Annotated in this window: 18 protein-coding genes; 9 read left to right on the forward strand and 9 right to left on the reverse strand. The window is 60.2% G+C overall.

The features are described 5' to 3' along the window. Positions 1 to 332: 332 nt before the first annotated feature. The gene (locus QQL24_RS16300; protein WP_284313350.1) at positions 333 to 935 is read right to left on the reverse strand and encodes a TetR/AcrR family transcriptional regulator; all 603 of its coding nucleotides are present in this window, start codon (positions 933 to 935) and stop codon (positions 333 to 335) included. 117 nt (positions 936 to 1052) lie between these two features. Between QQL24_RS16300 and QQL24_RS16305 the strand changes: the two genes are divergently transcribed. Then, complete coding sequence (locus QQL24_RS16305; RefSeq protein WP_284313351.1) at positions 1053 to 2024, forward strand: zinc-dependent alcohol dehydrogenase family protein; 972 nt, start codon at positions 1053 to 1055, stop codon at positions 2022 to 2024. Between the two features lie 228 nt (positions 2025 to 2252). Here the strand turns inward: QQL24_RS16305 and QQL24_RS16310 are convergent, their stop codons facing one another. Together QQL24_RS16310 and QQL24_RS16315 are read right to left on the reverse strand one after the other, a co-directional pair. After that, on the reverse strand, positions 2253 to 2549 hold the full coding sequence (locus QQL24_RS16310) for a hypothetical protein (RefSeq protein WP_284313352.1): 297 nt from the start codon (positions 2547 to 2549) through the stop codon (positions 2253 to 2255). A gap of 110 nt (positions 2550 to 2659) precedes the next feature. Then, a complete protein-coding gene (locus QQL24_RS16315; protein WP_284313353.1) occupies positions 2660 to 3859 on the reverse strand; it encodes a sensor histidine kinase in 1200 nt (399 codons plus the stop codon). A 202-nt stretch (positions 3860 to 4061) separates the two neighbouring features. Between QQL24_RS16315 and QQL24_RS16320 the strand changes: the two genes are divergently transcribed. Beyond that, positions 4062 to 4796, forward strand: coding sequence for a Crp/Fnr family transcriptional regulator (locus tag QQL24_RS16320; protein ID WP_284313354.1), 735 nt, complete (start codon positions 4062 to 4064; stop codon positions 4794 to 4796). A gap of 151 nt (positions 4797 to 4947) precedes the next feature. Here QQL24_RS16320 and glgA read toward each other — a convergent pair whose 3' ends face one another. The 3 genes from glgA to QQL24_RS16335 form a co-directional block, all read right to left on the reverse strand. Next, the gene (gene glgA, locus QQL24_RS16325; RefSeq protein ID WP_284313355.1) at positions 4948 to 6387 is read right to left on the reverse strand and encodes a glycogen synthase GlgA; all 1440 of its coding nucleotides are present in this window, start codon (positions 6385 to 6387) and stop codon (positions 4948 to 4950) included. After that, positions 6326 to 6673, reverse strand: coding sequence for a DUF3309 domain-containing protein (locus QQL24_RS36670; protein ID WP_431310699.1), 348 nt, complete (start codon positions 6671 to 6673; stop codon positions 6326 to 6328). The genes glgA and QQL24_RS36670 overlap by 62 nt, the downstream gene beginning before the upstream one ends. A gap of 403 nt (positions 6674 to 7076) precedes the next feature. Next, entirely contained in the window at positions 7077 to 7448 is a 372-nt protein-coding gene (locus tag QQL24_RS16335; RefSeq protein ID WP_284313356.1) for a hypothetical protein, read from the reverse strand. A gap of 631 nt (positions 7449 to 8079) precedes the next feature. On the opposite strand from QQL24_RS16335, the gene QQL24_RS16340 reads away from it, so the two are divergent. Then, the gene (locus QQL24_RS16340; protein WP_284313357.1) at positions 8080 to 8310 is read left to right on the forward strand and encodes a helix-turn-helix domain-containing protein; all 231 of its coding nucleotides are present in this window, start codon (positions 8080 to 8082) and stop codon (positions 8308 to 8310) included. A 210-nt stretch (positions 8311 to 8520) separates the two neighbouring features. After that, complete coding sequence (locus QQL24_RS16345) at positions 8521 to 8799, forward strand: hypothetical protein (protein ID WP_284313358.1); 279 nt, start codon at positions 8521 to 8523, stop codon at positions 8797 to 8799. Positions 8800 to 8917: 118 nt separating this feature from the next. On the opposite strand, the gene QQL24_RS16350 is transcribed toward QQL24_RS16345, so the two are convergent. The 3 genes from QQL24_RS16350 to QQL24_RS16360 all read right to left on the reverse strand — a co-directional run bounded on the left by QQL24_RS16350 (position 8918) and on the right by QQL24_RS16360 (position 12355). Further along, on the reverse strand, positions 8918 to 10114 hold the full coding sequence (locus QQL24_RS16350; RefSeq protein WP_284313359.1) for a mandelate racemase/muconate lactonizing enzyme family protein: 1197 nt from the start codon (positions 10112 to 10114) through the stop codon (positions 8918 to 8920). 110 nt (positions 10115 to 10224) lie between these two features. Further along, a complete protein-coding gene (locus QQL24_RS16355) occupies positions 10225 to 11517 on the reverse strand; it encodes a mandelate racemase/muconate lactonizing enzyme family protein (RefSeq protein ID WP_284313360.1) in 1293 nt (430 codons plus the stop codon). A 112-nt stretch (positions 11518 to 11629) separates the two neighbouring features. Then, the gene (locus QQL24_RS16360) at positions 11630 to 12355 is read right to left on the reverse strand and encodes a GntR family transcriptional regulator (RefSeq protein WP_284313361.1); all 726 of its coding nucleotides are present in this window, start codon (positions 12353 to 12355) and stop codon (positions 11630 to 11632) included. Between the two features lie 284 nt (positions 12356 to 12639). On the opposite strand from QQL24_RS16360, the gene QQL24_RS16365 reads away from it, so the two are divergent. From QQL24_RS16365 to QQL24_RS16385, 5 genes are all read left to right on the forward strand, one after another. Continuing rightward, on the forward strand, positions 12640 to 14082 hold the full coding sequence (locus tag QQL24_RS16365) for an extracellular solute-binding protein (protein ID WP_284313595.1): 1443 nt from the start codon (positions 12640 to 12642) through the stop codon (positions 14080 to 14082). A gap of 103 nt (positions 14083 to 14185) precedes the next feature. Further along, on the forward strand, positions 14186 to 15124 hold the full coding sequence (locus QQL24_RS16370; RefSeq protein ID WP_431310700.1) for a carbohydrate ABC transporter permease: 939 nt from the start codon (positions 14186 to 14188) through the stop codon (positions 15122 to 15124). Next, complete coding sequence (locus QQL24_RS16375; protein ID WP_284313362.1) at positions 15121 to 16002, forward strand: carbohydrate ABC transporter permease; 882 nt, start codon at positions 15121 to 15123, stop codon at positions 16000 to 16002. Before QQL24_RS16370 ends, QQL24_RS16375 begins: the two co-directional genes overlap by 4 nt. Before the next feature lie 111 nt (positions 16003 to 16113). Beyond that, entirely contained in the window at positions 16114 to 17214 is a 1101-nt protein-coding gene (locus QQL24_RS16380; protein WP_284313363.1) for an ABC transporter ATP-binding protein, read from the forward strand. A 23-nt stretch (positions 17215 to 17237) separates the two neighbouring features. After that, positions 17238 to 18392, forward strand: coding sequence for a mandelate racemase/muconate lactonizing enzyme family protein (locus QQL24_RS16385; RefSeq protein WP_284313364.1), 1155 nt, complete (start codon positions 17238 to 17240; stop codon positions 18390 to 18392). The last annotated feature ends 34 nt before the right edge of the window (positions 18393 to 18426 follow it).

The raw sequence follows: 18426 nt of genomic DNA on the forward strand, positions 1-18426 counted from the left end.
AGGAAAAAGTGACATGTCTAATGAGGAGAGGTGCGACCTTTCTAACGGGGTTCTACATCCTTGATTCGCATAAGATATATTATGGAACCTTTAGGCGGTTTCAAAAGTGTTGCAACCGATGCCTTGACGCATGCGCCGCTCGCAACAAAGGCGCCTAATGAGCGCCTTTGGCCGTCGCAGTTTGGTTGTTTCTTGCTCCCGCGGGATGCTGGTATCGCCCAGGCGCATCTGCAGCGTTCTTTGGCCTTCTGGAAACGGCCATCTGCTGTCGAACGTTACAGACCATGAGCGTCTCGTGCACGCATGTGCATCCCGCGACGCCGCCGACAAGCTTAGCTCCGCGGCGCCCCACCTTCACCGCTGACCTCGCCCAACACGCGACGAACGGCAGCAATGATCTGATCCGATAGATCCGGCCGCGATTTTGCGGTCGCTCGGGCCACCGCGACCCCGCCAATCATGGCGGCGACGATGGTCAATGCACGCGCACGGTCGTCAGCCCTGAGCGCCGTCGTTTCAAGCGTCGGCAGGACCGCCCCGACCATCTGCTCGAAGCCTTCGACGAAACGCGCGCGGACGGCTTCGTCCTGCCGGGCGATCTCACTTGCCGAAGCTGCCATGGCGCAGCCATCAGCCAGATTGTCGCGATGGTCGAGCGATAGGTAGAGATCCAGAAGGTCGGACAATGTCGGCGTCCCATCGGGCGTGGGCGCCATCATGTGGGCGTAACTGTGCGCCAACCCATGCGCCAGAGCCTCCGCTGCCAAGGCCTGCTTCGATGGGAATTGAGCATAGAGCGCCCCATGAGTGAGGCCGGCCGCCTTGCTGATCTCCGCGACGCCGACGCCGTCGATGCCTCGCTCCCGGAACATGCGTGCCGCAGTCCTGATCAGCTCCGAGCGGTTCTCGGCCGATTTTTCCCTGGTGACTTTCACTGACTACCTCCTTGTCGTTGTGGCTTGACTATAAAGATTGTGAATGCAATTAATAAATAATCATGGCGACTGCAACCATAAATTGGGAGCGGCCATCGAAGCAAGAAGGAAGCTCCCATGCGGGCCATTCATCTCACCGCCTTCGGCAATCCTGTTGAGTGTCTCGAATTCGTCCAGATCTCGGAACCGCCAGCACCAGGCCCCGGCCAGGCCCTGATCGGCGTCGAATTCTCTCCGATCAATCTCAACGACCTGCTGTTGGTTCGCGGCACCTATCCGGTTCGCCCCAGCCTGCCGAGCGTCATTGGCAATGAGGGGATGGGCCGAATTCTGGCCGTCGGGCCAGGTGTGGAGAATGTCCGGGCCGGTGATCGCGTCCTGACCCCGCTCTATGGCTTTGCCTGGGCCGAGCGGATCGTCGCACCGGCAGAGGGGTTGTTCGCGCTGCCTGGCGATGTCGATCCGCAGCAACTCGCCATGCTAACCATCAATCCGCCGACCGCTGCATTGCTGCTTAGTGAGTTCGTCGACCTGGCGCCCGGCGACTGGGTCGTCCAAAATGCCGCCAATTCCGGCGTGGGTCGCGCTGTCATCGCCTTCGCCAAGGCGCGCGGCTTCAAGACGGTCAATCTGGTCCGCCGACCGGAATTGATCGACGAGTTGAAAGCGCTGGGCGGTGACCTGGTGATCACGGATACGACGGAGGGTCTGGACCTGGTGAAGGCAACTCTCGGCGCGGCCTCCCCTCGCCTTGCAATCGACGGTGTTGGCGGCACGGGCGCTGCGACCCTGATTGATCTGCTCGGCCGCGATGGCACGATCGTGGCCTATGCGGCGCTGAGCAAGGCACCCATTCCGATCAGCGCCATAGCGCTGATCTTCAAACGGATCTCGGTGCGCGGGTTCTTCCTGAGCGATCCGGAGTACGCGGCGAAGATTCTGCCGGCCGTGGCCGAGGCAGCCGAATTGCTCCGATCGGACGGGCTTTATGCCCCAGTCGCCGCGACCTATCCCTTATCAGCCATCAAGGACGCCGTGGCCCACGTGGAACGTGGGGGCAAGGTGCTACTCGACGTGGCCGCCAACTGAGTAGGCGCCCGGGGGGAGCGGGACCGAAATGGCTGTCCTCTGCCCCAGGCACGCTCCCAGAGCTCAACTTGCCGCCATGCGCACCGCCGACGCGGGAGAAAAACGAGCCGGAGAACCTGCAAGCCTTTCTTGCGAATTGGAAAGTTGAGGGCGGGACTTTCGGGCTATTCAGCCCCCATCAGCGATATAATTGAAGCCTCTCCGGCCTGACGCGCATCCTACCGGTATTCATTGAGGCTTCTGCTGTGACGGCAAGTCTTCCGGCCGAATGATAGGCGTTTGGCCTTGCTGTGGAGGATGCTTTTCGATTTGCTCATCCATGCCACTTGGAGGTTTTAGAACACCCTTGCAGCGACCGAGGTAATCCGGATTGCTTTTGGCCTTTGAGTCCGGGGGATCGTCTGGTTTCACCTGACAGGGGTCCGACGCCATCGAAGGAGGCTCTTTGCTCTCTTGAGCAATAAGAATGTGGAAAGGCGCCGTTGCGAGAAGCCCGGCCATGGCAACATGAATGACGTATCCCATATGACCATCCCTCCCAGGAACGACTGTCAGGTGTTGGTCTTCAAGACCAATGATCGGTACGGGAAATTGTTCCTGGCGAGTTGCTTGGAGGCCATCGGCAGGCTGCGGTATTACATAGCCAGGCGAGCCGTCTGCAGCCTGATGGTGATGGTTAGCCCATGCTCGATCCATTCGTAGTCGAGGCTGCCGCCGAACTGCTTCACCACGGTGGTCTCGATCAGGGTTGTTCCGAAGCCTCCGGCCTCCGGCTTCGGCGCTTCGCTCGCGCAAAACCGCTCCGCCCAGCTGACCACGACCTCACCCGGCTCTTCGTGCCAGGTGATGGCGATGCACCCTTCTCGTTGCAAGGCGCCGTATTTCAGGGCGTTGGTCGCGAGTTCGTAGAAGAGAAGGGCGATGCCATTGATCGAGCGTTCGCCGCAGGCCACATGCGGCCCGTCGACAGCAAAGCGCAGCATGGCGCCGGAGCTGTCCCGGTAGGGCGCCATGATCGCCTCCAGGATGCCGCCGAGATCGGCTGGCAGTGAGACGGAGCAGGTCCTGCTTAGATCCCGCCTCACCAGTGCATTCGCGCGCGCCAAGGCATGCAGGCGGCCGACCAGGGCTCGCTCCATCTCTGCCGGAGTTGCTGCTTGCCGGGCGCTCAATCGGATAAGCCCATCCGTGATGGCGAAAAGATTGTTGAGCCGATGCCCCATCTCGCGGGCGACGAGGGCCTGCTGGTCGAGCGCCTCCGTCAGCCTGTCACGGCCTTTGATGAGCTCTATGGCAATGCCGACGAAGGCGGCGATCTCGATCATCGCGCGGGCATGTCCGCCATCAAAATGGCCTTCCCGGGCCGCGACGATCCACAGTGTACCGGTCGGCGCCCGGCTGCCCAGATAGAGGGGGACCAGCAAGACCTCGGGCACCACAATGCCGGCCTCCGCAATCCAAGTATGGAACCGCTCGGGATGGCTGGCGAGCACCGTCGCGTTCTGGTCCAGCGTCGTTCCACAGGGACTGTCGTCGCGCGGGGTTTCGGCCCCCTCGAAGACCGTAAGTTCACCCTGTAGGTAACACCAGCGAAAGGTCTTCGTCTCCTCGCTGTCAAGGAGGCTCAGCCCGGCCGAGGCCCCGCCGGTGATCGCCAAAGCGTGCTGGACGAAACGCGGCAGTATTTGGTCGGGCGCATTGCTCATCTGATAGGCGAGGTCCAGCAGGGTCGCCTTCTCGCGGGTCGGATCGGATCGCCCGACGGGCCGAGTCAACAATTCCCGCGTGATATAGACCCGATCGCTATCGGGCTTGGCGGGATCGAAATCACCCATGCTTTTTCTTTCGCAGGTCGAGAGCAAGAGCCCCTCACACAGCAATGAAGATGCATCGACCTCTTCGCAGATGGAACGCTGGCGCGGGTTGCCACGTTACGCTTCTGCCTCAGAGGCGAGTTATGTTCATGGGTAACACAAGCCCCCCGGTTCGTCGGTCCACTTGTGGACGGTTCGGTTGAGGAATTAAGAGGTGCATTTGATGAGCCCACCCATTGAAGACGAGCTCATGCAGAACCGGCTTCTGGCACAGCTCCGCGACGATGACCGCGCCCGGCTCCTGCCTCACTTCTTCAAATTCGACCTCAAGGCCAGGGACGTGCTGCAGAAGGCCGGCGAGGATGTGCAGCACACCTGGTTTCCCTGCGGATCGTCACTGGCGGCCTTCAGCATTTGGGTCGATGACGACGATCATGCGGTCGAAGTTGCTCTCATCGGCAGCGAAGGAGCCGTAGGAGGCATCGTATCGAACGGCCATGTGCCAGCCTATGCCACGGCTCTCGTTCGCGCGCCCGGCAAGTTCCTTCGCATCAAGACCAGCGCGCTGGAACAGGCCAAGGTTGACTCGATCGCCCTCCGGCACTGGTTCTCGCGCTATTCCGACTGCCTGCTGGCCCAGATATTCCAGACCGCTGCGTGCAATGCGACGCATACGATTTCGCAGCGCACCGCCAAATGGTTGCTTGCTGCTGTGGCCCGCACGAAAGGCAATGAGATCGAGATGACGCAGGAACAGCTTGCGCAGTTGCTCGGTGTGGGACGAACCTTCGTCACGCGGGTCGTGCAAAATCTCAGAAAAGAAGGACTGGTCTCGACGCGCCGCGGCGTCTTCATCGTCGAGGACGAGGGTGCTCTGCGCCTGCGATCATGCCCCTGCACTGCCCAGATCGAGGACCATTTCGATACGGTGCTGCATGGGATTTACCCGGTCGACTAGGCTTGGGAAGGACCACCGACAAGCCTATGCATGATCGAGCAGGAAATCATTGTCCGGGGGTGGATCAGGCGGCCGACGATCCCCAAGAGCGCCCAGAATTGGCTTCTGGGCATAGTCCCAAATCGCCGTGAGCACTCCCCTGCCCGATCGATTATGATCGGCCAGATTTGAGAACCCGAGAATAAATCTTGGCATATTGCCTGGCGCTCCTTTTCCAGGAAAAGTCTGCCTTCATCGCCTGAGATTGAAGCCTACGCCAAAAGTCAGGGCGCTCGTAGGCGCGTAAGGCGCGATCGACGGCATGATAAAGGTCCTCGGCGGATCCCGGATTGAATTGAAATCCCGTGGCAACCCCGGCGGCCATGGCGGCTTCGTTTGCGTCGATGATCGTCTCCGCCAAACCGCCTGTGCGCGACACGATCGGGATTGCGCCATATCTGAGCGCGTAGAGTTGCGTGAGACCACAGGGCTCAAACCGCGACGGCTGAACGACGATATCACTGCCCGCATGAAGCAGGTGGGCATGTGTCTCGCTGAATCCCGCGAAGACGGCCACCCTCCCCGGATATTTCGAGGCCAAATCAATCAACGGATTGATGAACAAGGGATCGCCCTGCCCGAACACCACTAGCTTTGCGCCGCGGTCAACGATGCCTGGAACGACGGCCGTGAGAATATCAATTCCCTTCTGCCATGTTAGGCGGCTTACGACCGACATGATCGGGCCGTCGTCTTCGATCAACCCGAACCGCTTCAAGATCTCTGCCTTATTGATGTCCCGCCGCCTTAACGAGCGCCTATCGTATCTTACCGGTATCAGGGAATCCTTGGATGGATCCCAGACATCCGTATCGATGCCGTTGACGATCCCTTGCAGACGTTCGCGGCGTTCGGAAAGAACACCCTGCATCCCCATTCCCATGTCGTCCGTCAGTATCTCACGGGCATAAGTGGGGCTTACAGTTGTAATGGCATTCGAAAATACGATTCCACTTTTCATATAACTGATATCACCATGGTATTCCAAATATCGCGTGTCAAAGTAAGAAGCTGGAAGCTCAAGGTCATACAATATATTTGCAGAAAATTGTCCTTGAAATGCTAAATTATGAATCGTCATGACGATCGGAACATCGACGCCAAAAGCGGCCAAGTATGCAGCGGCGAGTCCGGTCTGCCAATCATGCAAATGGACCAGATCCGGCTTCCAGGCGCCCCCTTTGCCAGCCGCAACATAAGCAGCCGCGAGGGAGAGAGCGCCAAAACGCTTCCAATTGTCAGGATAGTCCGCCCCTTGCTCATTCAAATAGGGGCCGCCCGAGCGTGCAAATAAGCTGGCGCAATCCAGCGCCAGTATTGAAACGCCTTCAAAAGACCCCGCCAGAAGGTCTGCGCTTTCACCCAGGAGTTCCATTTCAGCAATTTTGTGGACGCCGGCGAGTTTCTCCACCACGCCAGGGTATGCTGGGATAAGTGTTGTCGTGGAAATTCCCAGGGGCGCCAATACCTTCGGCAGGGCGCCTACAACATCACCTAGTCCGCCGGTCTTGGAGAGAGGGAAGAACTCCGATGCGGCTGACAACACTTCCACCGATACGCTCCTTGTTGGGCATGAACCACCGCTGCGAGCCTTTGTTCCCGCAGACGGAGAGAGCGTAAACGCCGCGAAACGCCGCACTCCAGAACCGGGGACGGAAAGAAGCGGGATACGCGTACCCGCAATGACAACGTCCGCCTGATACGGAGATCAGCACAATCACGAGAACAGTACAGAGACAGCCCGAGGGATAATAGCCCCAACCCGCGCTGTAGGGCCAAGTAGGCAGGGCGGCGAGCAGAAGAATGATTGATGATACGGGGAATGTTCCGCAAGCCAGCTGAAGCCGCTGAAGTGCGCAGGCGCGGCACCACCGAAAAAGTCGTGGCCGACTTGAGGCGTCGGTGGGAAGGAGTGGTCATAGAAAGCCCGGCGATGCATTTGGAAAAGCAGGGCCGGGCGAAGTTTGAGTGGCGAGGGGTCGCTCGTCACCTGCAGAGACAACACCGGTGTCCCGGAGAAGTTCCAGCGAAACTGATGTCCTCCCATAAATATTTTGCAGTCCCTACACTGGCGATTTCGCTGGCGCCCGTTCAGGCTCGCGTTCCCACATCGGCTGTATCGGCGCTTGACGCCAATGCGGGGCGGGTGGCCGTGGCACCCAACCTATGGGTGGTGAAGGACGGTCTGGGATACAGGGATCCCAAGCAGAGCCCTCGCAACTTGTTATGTGTGTAATTGGGTCAGCGTTGGTTTGCGTCGGCGAGGCTGGCATCGCACTCGCTACGCTTGCCAAGAACGCTGTGCCCGCTAACAATCCTATTATCGATTTCATGCATGCCTCCAGCTCGCTGAGGATTTGCACGGTGTGTTGGATTCAACGCACGATCGACGGGAAGGTTGCGGACGGTCGGAACGTGGCGGGCGAGCGGAACCGTGCGTGCCTCTTCGGTTCGGTTACAAGCGGCGACTGCATCGGCGATGAATTTGGCGCCTTCTTCGGCGGTCTCAACAACCCTGGTTCCGATGACGTTATCAGTCTCATCAAAGACGAGCGCGACTATCGGCATATATGGGCTGATGCTCTCATAAACGTAACCTCGCAAGACACCCATTTCGCTGGCCTCCTAGAGCAAAGCGCGTTTAGGCGCAAACGCTGCTTTGCTCTAACTCTTTGTTTCGACGCGTCTTTGCGATTCTTGCCGATGCCGTCAAATCGCAAAACGCTTTAGAACCGCGACGCACTTTTGTCGTGCGCACAACGGGGCAGTAATCGAATGCACGGAATCGTGTTATGATCACCTTTGTGTAACGGGTCTTACAACTTTTCTCCTTAAAAGTGAAGTGTGGCGTCTATACAACCATAAGTGTGTATCGGTTGGAATGTGCACCAATTTGGACGACGCGGGATGAGGCGCTATGGTTGTCGCTTGGCGATTTAGCACCTCTTTCAACTCATCGATCGTCTTTGATGAATCTACTTTCGCTAGCCCAGCTGGAGGCCGCTCCGGCTCTGCCTGCTCGTACAGCGTGGTCACAGCGGCCCATAATGGCAGTCCCGACGGCCGGACTTAAATCAGTTGTGGCCGTCCTCACGAAAGCTAAATTCATCAGCAGCGGGGCCTTCTCATACCCATGTAAGCAATCCTGGCGGATTGATGGTTCACTTTTTTTGCAACTGTATGCAGGTAAATCTGTTACTCAGGTTACGAACAAGCGCTTCGCAGAGGCTCGATCGGTCCAAGCATGCAAAAAGAGGGACCTCGGATAAACTGGCTGTCGTTTGTCGTGAGCGTTCATCGCAAGCTCAACGACGAGGACCTGACTACGCGTGATCTTGCCCAGGCGACGGATATTCCCTCAACCACGCTCAACCATCTTTTCGTGGGAGGCGAATGCACAAAAGAGGCCTTTTTGGCGTTGTGCAAGTGGCTGGAAAGAGATCCGGCTGACTTCTATGAGATCGAGAAAGAGTAAGTTTCGCAAACGGTCTGAGAGAGGGCCGCCTCATAGCTGCGTTCAGGCCTCGTGAGCAGCATGCGAGCCGCTCCGGTCCACAGTTGGGAACCATGCAGCAAAACCTATAAGTGTCACGCTGGCGTCACGCCTTCTTCACGCAGGTACTGCCGGAACTCACCCGTCAAAAGAGAAATGATGACAGCACAATTTCCAGCTTGGCAGTCTCGAATGTCTATCGACTACAGTGAGGTCGTGAAGCTCATCGCTCCTGGCGAGGATGAGGGCGGTCCAGAGCGTTGGGGTTCCATGCGCTGGGGAGGAACAATCGAAGAAATGCCATTGTGGCAGGCCGTGCGCACCGTCATCGTTGATTGGGCAGGCTCCCACCGTCAACTGAAGGCACAGATCATCGCCACCCGCGGGACTTCACTCATGAACCTGGCGGCAATCCAAGCCACTTACAGGCGGGACGATTTTCCAGAGCACGCCAAACAGGCCGCAACCTGATGCCGCGTTTGAACCGTTGCCACCGCGATAGTTACGATGTTGGCGACGCTTTGCAGCTCCGATGTCCGTTACCTATGCTGCCGGAAACTGATGCTATTGCGACCGATCCCGTTGACTTCTAGTCAAAGAACCCGGCATCTTCTTCCATGAGATACTTCTTCGCCCCCTCGGCATCGATATCCAGTCCCAGTCCCGGTGCTTCGAGCAGGTCGACCATGCTGTCGGTCACGATCTTCTTGGGCAGGCCAATGACGATATCGGTCCACCAGGGATCGGAGGCGGAGGGATATTCGAAGGCGATGTAGTTGGCCGGCAACGTGGCGCAAACATTGATCAGGGCTCCGAGACCGAGCAGACCGTTGGCGGTGCCGTGCGGGGCCATCAGGATCGAGTGCATATAGGCGTGCTCGGCCACCCATTTAAGCTCGGCGATGCCGCCGATATCGGCCGGGTCCGGGCCGATGATGCGCACCGACTGCGTCTCGATCAGCTCCTTGAAATTATGGCGCAGATAGATCTGCTCGCCGGTGTGGATCGGCGTGGTGGTCGATAGCGTGAGTTCGCGATAGGCCTGCGGATTGACCCAGGGAACGTAGTCGCCCGTCAGCATGTCCTCGAGCCAGGCGAGGTTGTACTTTTCCACGGCCCGGGCAAAGCGGATGGCGTCGGGCAACATCCATCCTGGGCCGCAGTCCAGCGCCAGGCTGACCTTGTCGCCGAGCACGTCCTTCATGGCAGTGACGCAGTCGAGCATATGGGCCATGCCGCGCTCGCTGATCGGGCCCTGGTCCATGGCGCCGTGATAATCCGGCGGCTGGCTGACGCCGTAGTGGAAGCCAGGGATGCTGCGCTTCATGTTGGAGTGGAAGCTGATGCCCTGCTTCACCATGAAGAAATTTTCGGGCCGCTCCATCATCCATTTCACATCGGCCGCATAATCCTCGGCGCGGTCACCCGTGCGCTTCTTGCGGATGGAGCCATTATAGACACGCACCTTGTCGCGCACCTTGCCACCCAGCAACTTGTAGACGGGTACGCCCGCGGCCTTGCCGGCAATGTCCCACAGAGCGTGCTCGATGGCGCTGACCGCGGCGCCATACGGCTTGAAGGAGCCGCGCTGGCGGATCTTGAGCATCACCCGCTCGACATCGGTCGGATCCTCGCCGATCAGCGCCTCGCGGAAATGCAGCACCCAGGGTTTCAGATAGGGCTTGGTGTACTCGACTTCGCCGAGGCCGTGGAGGCCCTCGTCGGTGACGATGCGCACAATGGGATGGTGGCCAATGACGGCGCAACGCAGGTCAATGATCTTCATGGGAGATATCCTCGGTGCGTCTCGCGTTCGCCGACACCGGCATGACTCGCCAAGGCGCTTGAAAACAAAGGGTTAGGGCAAAGAAACGCTTCTACCTAGGCGCGCGTCCTCTAGTGCGGGACGCGGTCGAAGCCAACGCGCAGTTGGTTCCACTCGCTGGTGTCGCCGAAATACTGGGCACCCTCGCGCAGATGCTCCCTGATAACGGGCTCGTTGAGGTCTATGCCCAGGCCCGGCTTATCGGACACGGTGACGTAGCCGTCCGCCATGTAATCGTCGGCCATACCGGTGACGAGGCCGGTGAAGAAGGGCAGGTCGAGCCCATGATGTTCCACCGCCACCAGACTGGCTACGGCCGCACCCAGATGCACATTGGCCATGAAGCCGATGGGTGAGCAGCAGGCGTGCAGCGCGGTCGGAATGCCGAAACGCTCGGCATGATCGGCGATGCGCTTGGTCTCCATGAGGCCGCCCGAGGACAGCATGTCCGGATGGATGATGTCGAAGGCGCGCGTCTCGATGGCTTCGCGAAAGCCCTCCCAGAGATAAAGGTCCTCGCCCGCCGCCACCGGCGTCAGCAGCGCGTCGGCTACCTTCCTGTGGTTGGCGATATCGGTCCAAGGCAAGGGATCCTCGACCCACGCGAGATTGAACGGCTCGAGCGCATGGCCGATCTTGATGGCCTCGTCCGCCGTGCAGAAGCCTTCGCCGAAATGGTCGGTGCACAGCGAGATCTCGTCGCCCACCGCTTCGCGAACAGCGCGCGTGATCTCGACGGCGAGTTCCACGCCAGCCTGGCTGATGCGCGGCCCCGGCCCGCGGCCGGGCACGTACCATTGCTTGTATTGCGGATATTCATATTTGGTCTTGGTGCCGATCAGGGCGCCCGGAGTCGCCTCGAACAACTGGCTCGGCAGGTCGAATTTGATGAAGGTGAGGCCGAGCGACTTGCGCTGCTTGACCACCTCGACATAGCCCTCCGGCGTCATCCTGTCAGGCGCCGGCGTATCGCCATAGAGGCGCACCTTGTCGCGATATTTGCCGCCGAGCAGTTGGTAGCAGGGAATGTCATAGGCCTTGCCGACCAGGTCCATCAGCGCGATCTCGATGCCGCAGACGCCGCCGGCCTCGCGGCTGTCACCGCCGAAGGTCTTGATCGACTTGAACAGATAATCGACGTTGCAGGGGTTCTGCCCGACCAGCAGATGCTTGAGGCGCATGGCGGTGTCATGATGGGCCCCATCCCGCACCTCGCCCAGCCCGTAAATGCCCTGGTTGGTGTCGATCCTCAGCATCGGATAATAGCCATGGCCGACAATGGTGGCGGTGCGGATGTCGGTAATACGCAACTCGCTCGGACGCGAGGCAGTGCGAATATTATTTTCGATCGTATCAAGCGGCATAATGGCCTTCCCCAGAGCAAAAGGCGTTTAAGCATAAACGCATTTTATATCTAACTCCTTGTTCCGACGCGCCTTTGCGAATCTTGCCGATGCCGGCAAATCGTAAAACGCTTTATCGAGCTTCCTTTTTACTGGCCGGACTTGGCGTTGACTGGCTCATTCTCCTTGCCGCGCCCATCTGCTCGATGACGTGGCGGCCCGAGCCTTCTACGTGCCGGGCAACGACTTTGGCTGCGCCATCGGCATCCTGGGCGCGGATGCATTCGACCAGTTCTCGATGCTCGCGGAGTACGGCGACGCGCCGGCTGAGCGAGGTAGGAAAGCGCCGGCTGATGGCGCGCAGGATCTCGCGATGCGTCCACCAGAGCACCGCGGCGTGACGGTTGTAGTGACGGTCATAGATCAGCTGGTGAAACCGCGTGTCGAGCGCGGCATGCCTGACGGGATCGCTGAAATTGAGCTCCTCGATCTCGGCCTGCACTGCTTCGAGCGCGGCGATATCGGCGTCCGTGGCGATCGAGACGAACCAGCGCGTCAGCGCCGGCTCGATCAGCACTTCGATCTCGATGATGTCGCGGACAAAGTCCTCGTCGATCGGACGCACACGGGCCCCGCGATTGGGCTCGATCAGGACGAAACCCTCTCCCCGCAACTGCTGCAGCGCCTCGCGGACCGGATTGGTCGAGGTGCCATAACGGGCCGCCAGCTCCGCGATCTTGAGCCGCTCGTTGGGGCCGAGTCGGCCCGAAACGATTTCGTCGCGGATCCTTTCATAGACCCAGCCTGGCTGGTCGAAGGAATCCCCGGATGATGGAGGGATTGGGCTGGTTTTGTCCATGAGTGCCTGTTTAAGCACCTTTTCACAGCAAGCCAAGCCCATCATACGCTAATCATTCGAAATAATGTATGATCTGAATTAGATTGACAGATACGATTTGGTTTGGAACTGTCACGGGACTTCGGACGAAGTCGGAAAATAACGACCGCCGAGGGAGGAACTGCGCCGAATTCAGAAGCGCATGCGCGGCCGGCCGGCAGGGCTTGCCGGCGTGAGGAGGAGATATCCCGATGAAGAATTCGCAGGATCGCGTCGCCGCCGCACGGCCGAAACGAGAACGGCCGATGCGCCTGTGGACGGTGGCATTGGGTGTGACGGTGTCGATGCTGGCAACCGCCGCTTACGCACAGGACGTCGACCTCTCAAAATGGTCACCGGACTACATCCGCAGCATCGCCGGTACCGAAACCGTGGACACGGCGGCCGAGTGTTCCAAGGTCGTGCCGCTCGACTACAAGGGCAAGGTATCGGTCTGGTGGACGGGACCGAACGATGCCTCGCCCGACCTGTCACGCAAGGTCCATGCGGATTTCTGGGCCGCCTTCAAGGCGACCTATCCCAACATCCAGCTCGACTACCAGAACATCGACTACAACCAACTGCTCGACAAATTGCGCACGGCGACGCTGGGCAACGCCGCACCGATGGTGGTGCGCCTGCAGATCCTCGGCAGCGTCGAATTCGCCTCCAAGGGTTACTTCATGCCGCTGAAACCCGAGGATGTCGGCTACAAGACCTCCGATTTCTGGCCCGGCGCCATGAAGTCGGTGATGTATGACGGGGTGTCCTATGGCATCCCCACCAACAACGAGACCATGGCCCTGATCTGGAATGCCGACCTGTTCAAGCAGGCGGGCCTCGACCCGGAGCATCCGCCGGCGACATGGGATGACGTGATCACCTATTCCAAACAGATCCACGACAAGCTGGGCATTCCCGGCTACGGCCTGGTGGCTAAGCAGAATGCCGGCAATACGCCGTTCCGCTTCATGCCGCAATTGTGGGCCTATGGCGGCGGCGCCCTCGACGAATCCAGCGACAAGCCGACCTACAAGAGCGTCGAGATCAACAATGAGGGCGCCAAGGCCGCCCTCCAGGCGATCTATGACATGTATGTGCGCGACAAGTCCGCTCCCGTGTCGGCGCTGACCAACACGCAGAATGAGAACCAGAACCCCTTCATTGCCGGCAAGCTCGGCATGATGATCGCCCATCCGGCCGAATACGCCAAGATGGTGGACCTGGCGGCCAAAGCCACCGGCGCCGACAAGGCCGTGGCCGACAAGGTGGTCCAGAACATGCGCTATGGCCTGATCCCCAAGGGACCTGCCCGGCGCGCCGTGGTGTTCGGCGGCTCCAACATACATATCGTCAAGAACGACTATGTCGATGGTGGCCTCGACGAGAAGGCAGCCAAGGCGCTGGTGTGCTTCTGGACCGGTCCGGAGTGGTCGACGAAGCTGGCCTGGGTCGATTCCAATCCGGGCAATCTGCGCGGCTTCAAGACCAGATGGATGAAGGAGCGGCTTGATACCATCAAGTTCCTCGATGTCACGACATCCATGCTGCCCAACGGCATCCCCTTCCCGGTCGTTCCGGAATCCACCGAGATCATGAACAACATCGTGCCGGACATGATGCAGAACGTGTTGACGCAGAAGATGTCGGTATCGGAAGCGGCCGACGATGCGGCAGCCAAGGTCCAGGACCTGATGGCCGGAAAATGATCTTGTCAGGCAAGGTGCAGCCGGCGGCGCCAAAGCCGCCGGCAGGACGTTCAATCCAGCCCTGAAAGGTCTCGCGCCCGTGAGCATCGCGACCGACCGGAAGATCATCGTGCCTGCGCGGCCCCGGCGGCGCGAGCGCGGCAACATCCTGCAACGCATCGTCGATCATAGCGCCGACTATCTCTATGTGCTGCCTGCCATCCTGGTGATGCTCGTCGTCATCGCCTATCCCATCTATTACACGATAGAGTTGAGCTTCTTCAAAACGCCGCCGAACCTGCAGATGAAGGACAAGATCTTCGTCGGGTTTGACAATTACGCCGCCATCCTTTCCAGCGCATCCTTCCGCCGCGTGACCGTCAACACGCTGATCTGGACGGTGTGCTCGACCGGCTTTTCCTTCCTGCTGGGCCTCGCCGCGGCCCTGGCGCTGCACCGCGAATTCGCCGGGCGCGGCTTGCTGCGCGCCATCCTGCTCATCCCCTATGTGGTGAGCGCGGTCGCCGCCTCCTATGTGTGGAAATGGCTCTACCACTCCGATTTCGGCGTCATCGGCGCGCTGCTGGTGCAACTGGGCCTGTCCGACAGGCCGATCAACTTCCTCGACAACACCACCACCGTCCTGCCCTCCCTGATCGTGGTCAACATCTGGAAGGAATTCTCCTTCGCCATGGTAATGCTGATGGCTGGGCTGCAGACCGTGCCTGACCAGCTGCTGCGCGCTGCCCGTGTCGACGGCGCCAATACCTGGCAGAGCTTCTGGCATGTGACCTTCCCGCACCTGAAGGGCGTGTCCATGGTCACCGTGCTCCTGCTCATGGTTGCCAATTTCAACTCCTTCATCATTCCCTGGATCATGACGGGCGGCGGCCCGGCGGGCGCCTCCGATATCTGGATCACGGACATCTACAACATCGCCTTCGGCCGTCAGCGCTACGGCGTCGCCTCGGCCTACGCCGTGATCCTGTTCATCGTCATGATGCTGCTGGGCTATTTCTACGTGAAGGCACTGACGCGCGGCGACGAAGCGAGGGCGGAATGAGTCAGATCGTGCAACCCACGCGCCGCGCCGCCCGCAAGCCCACCGACTGGTGGCGCTGGGCCGGGCGGCTGACCCTGGTGCTCCTCCTGATCTTCACCGTGCTGCCGATGTTGTGGATGGTGCTCACCTCGATCAAGACTCAGTTCGCGGCCTTGCAATACCCGCCGCAATGGTGGCCGGCCGAGCCGACCCTGAGCAATTACTGGCGGCTGATCAACCCGGCCGACTCGATCGGGCAGGAATTCCTGCTCTATTTCTGGAACAGCTTCTACGTCTCGCTCTTGAGCACCATCCTGGGCGTCATCATCGCGGTGCCCGCGGCCTACGCCTTCTCGCGCTTCCGCTTCCCCGGCCGGTCCCTGCTGTTCTTCGGCGTGCTGGTGCGCAACATGTTTCCAGCCGTGGTGTTCCTGATGCCGCTGTTCCTGCTGATGCGCTGGATGGGGCTGGTCAACACCCATGGCTCGCTGATCCTGACCTACCTCACCTTCGGCCTGCCGCTCTCGATCTGGCTGCTCAAGGGCTTCTTCGACAACATCCCAATCCAGCTTGAGCAGGCCGCCCGTATCGACGGAGCCACGCGCTTCCAGGCCTTCCTGCTGATCGTGCTGCCACTCTCGACACCCGGGATCATCGCCACCTCGATCTTCTCCTTCATCGGTGCCTGGAACGAATATGTCTACGCCTACACCTTCCTCTCCAAGCAGAACACGATGACCCTGCCGGTCGGCATCCAGCGCTTCTTCACCGAATTCGCGACCGACTGGCCCGGCCTGATGGCGGCGACCTTTCTGATGAGCGTGCCTGTCGTGGTGCTCTTCCTCGTCCTGCAGAAATATTTCGTGCGTGCCCTCACCGAAGGCGCCGTCAAGCATTAGCGCGTCTTACCCCCAGACCGAAACACCGGGAATCGAAAAATGCTCATATTTCCAGTAAGTTACACTAGAGGGACGTTTCGACCTGAACGCATTCTGCTTTAGGAGACGTCGATGGCCGAAGTGGTCCTCAAGGACGTGATGAAAGCCTATGGCGCCGTGCATGCCGTCAAGGACGTGTCGTTCACGGTGGAGCATGGCGAGTTCGTCGCCTTGGTCGGCCCGTCCGGCTGCGGCAAGACCACGACGCTCAACCTGATCGCGGGCCTGATTCCCCTCACGGATGGCGAGATCGTTATCGGCGAGCGGGTGGTCACCGATCTCGATCCCAAGGACCGGGATATCGCGATGGTGTTCCAGAACTACGCGCTCTATCCCAACAAGACGGTCTTCAACAACCTCGCCTTCCCGCTGCAGATGCGCAAGCAGTCCAGGGAGGCGATCGACAAGAAGGTGCGCGACGCCGCCAAGGTCCTCGACATCACGCACCTGCTCGACCGCCGCCCACGCGAGCTCTCGGGCGGCCAGCAGCAGCGTGTGGCGCTCGGCCGGGCCCTCGTGCGCGACCCCGCCGTCTTCCTGATGGACGAGCCGCTCTCCAACCTGGATGCCAAATTGCGCGTGCAGATGCGCAGCGAGATCAAGCGCTTCCACCACAACCTCAATGCCACCATCATCTATGTGACGCATGACCAGCTCGAGGCGGTGACCATGGCCGACAAGATGGCGGTGATGCATGGCGGCTGCCTGCAGCAATACGACACGCCCGCCAATGTCTTCGCCAATCCCATCAACACCTTCGTCGCCAGTTTCGTAGGGAGCCCTGCCATGAGCCTCATTCCCGTCGACGTCGCGACCGAAGGTGGCGGCACGGTGCTCAGGGGCGCCAGCGGCTGGACATTGCCGCTCTCCGCCATCAATGCGCGCAAGGCCCAGGGCTCGAGCAACGGCAAGGCTGTGCTCGGCGCGCGCCATTCCACCCTCAAGCTGCATCGGACCGCCCTGCCCGGCGCCGTGCCCGGCAAGGTCTACAGTGTCGAGCCCACAGGCGACGTAACCTTCGCCCAGATCATCGTGGATGCCGAGGTGGTCAATATCAGCCTCGATCCCAGTGTCGTCATTCAACCCGACGAGGCAGTCTGGATCGAGTTCGACCAGGACAGGATGCACCTGTTCGACGGCCAGACCACCATGGCGCTCAAGGCAGCTGAGTAATCGAGCGGAATTCGGAAATCCCCATGAAAATCAGTGCGATCACGCCCTATCCGGTCTGGGTCGGCAAACGAAACCAGCTCATCGTCAAGGTCGAGACCGACGAGGGCATTCATGGCTGGGGCGAGAGCGGTCTCTCCGGTCGCGAGAAGGCTGTGATCGGCGCCATCGACCATTACCGCGAGTTCCTGGTCGGCCGCGACGCCATGGCGATCGGCGCGCTCTGGCAGGAGATGTATCGCAGCCAGTATTTCGAGGGCGGCCGCGTCCTCACCGCCGCGATCTCGGCCATCGACATCGCGCTGCATGACATCAAGGGCAAGGCGCTCGGCGTGCCCGTCTATCAGCTCCTCGGCGGCAAGCAGCGCGAGCACATCCCGACCTTCGCCACCACCAGGGGGCCTTGTGGGCCGGCGATCATCGAGCAGGCGAAGGAGTTGATGGCGGGCGGCTGGAATGCCATCCGCCTCTTCCCGGCCGATCACGACAGCAAAGGCGTCTACGAGCCGCGGCAGAGCATCAGCGAGACGGCCAAATGGTGCGTCAAGGCCCGGGAGGCGCTTGGCGATACCGTGGTGCTTGGCGTCGATTACCATCACCGGCTCTCGGTCGCGGAAGCCGCCTCCTATTGCCAGAAGATGCCCTCCGGCACGCTGGACTTCCTGGAGGAGCCCATACGCGACGAAACGCCGGCCGCTTACGAAGCGCTGCGCAAGCTCACCGACATCCCCTTCGCCATCGGCGAGGAATTCGCCAGCAAATGGCAGTTCCTGCCCTATATCGAGCAGGATCTGCACCAGTTCAACCGCATCGACGTCTGCAATGTCGGCGGCCTGACAGAGGCGATGAAGGTTGCCGGCTGGAGCGAGGCGCATTACGTCGACATGATGCCCCATAATCCACTGGGGCCGATCTGCACGGCCGCGACCATTCATTTTGCGGCGGCGGTGCCCAATTTTGCCTGGCTGGAAACCCGCGCCTCACCAGGCGAACTCTATCTCGGTTTCGACGATGGCGGCATCTTCACCACCCAGCCTCGCCTGAACGGCGCCGTCCTCGATGTCGGCGATGCGCCGGGCCTCGGCGTCGAGGTCGATGAAGCCGCGATCACCAAGCAGAGCTTCAAGTTCTGGGAAGCGCCGCATCTGCGGCGCACCGACGGTTCGATCACCAACTGGTAGGGCCGATAGCGCTTTGCGATTTGACCGGATCGTC

The sequence above is a fragment of the Labrys miyagiensis genome (assembly GCF_030160835.1).
Taxonomy (GTDB): Bacteria; Pseudomonadota; Alphaproteobacteria; order Rhizobiales; family Labraceae; genus Labrys; species Labrys miyagiensis.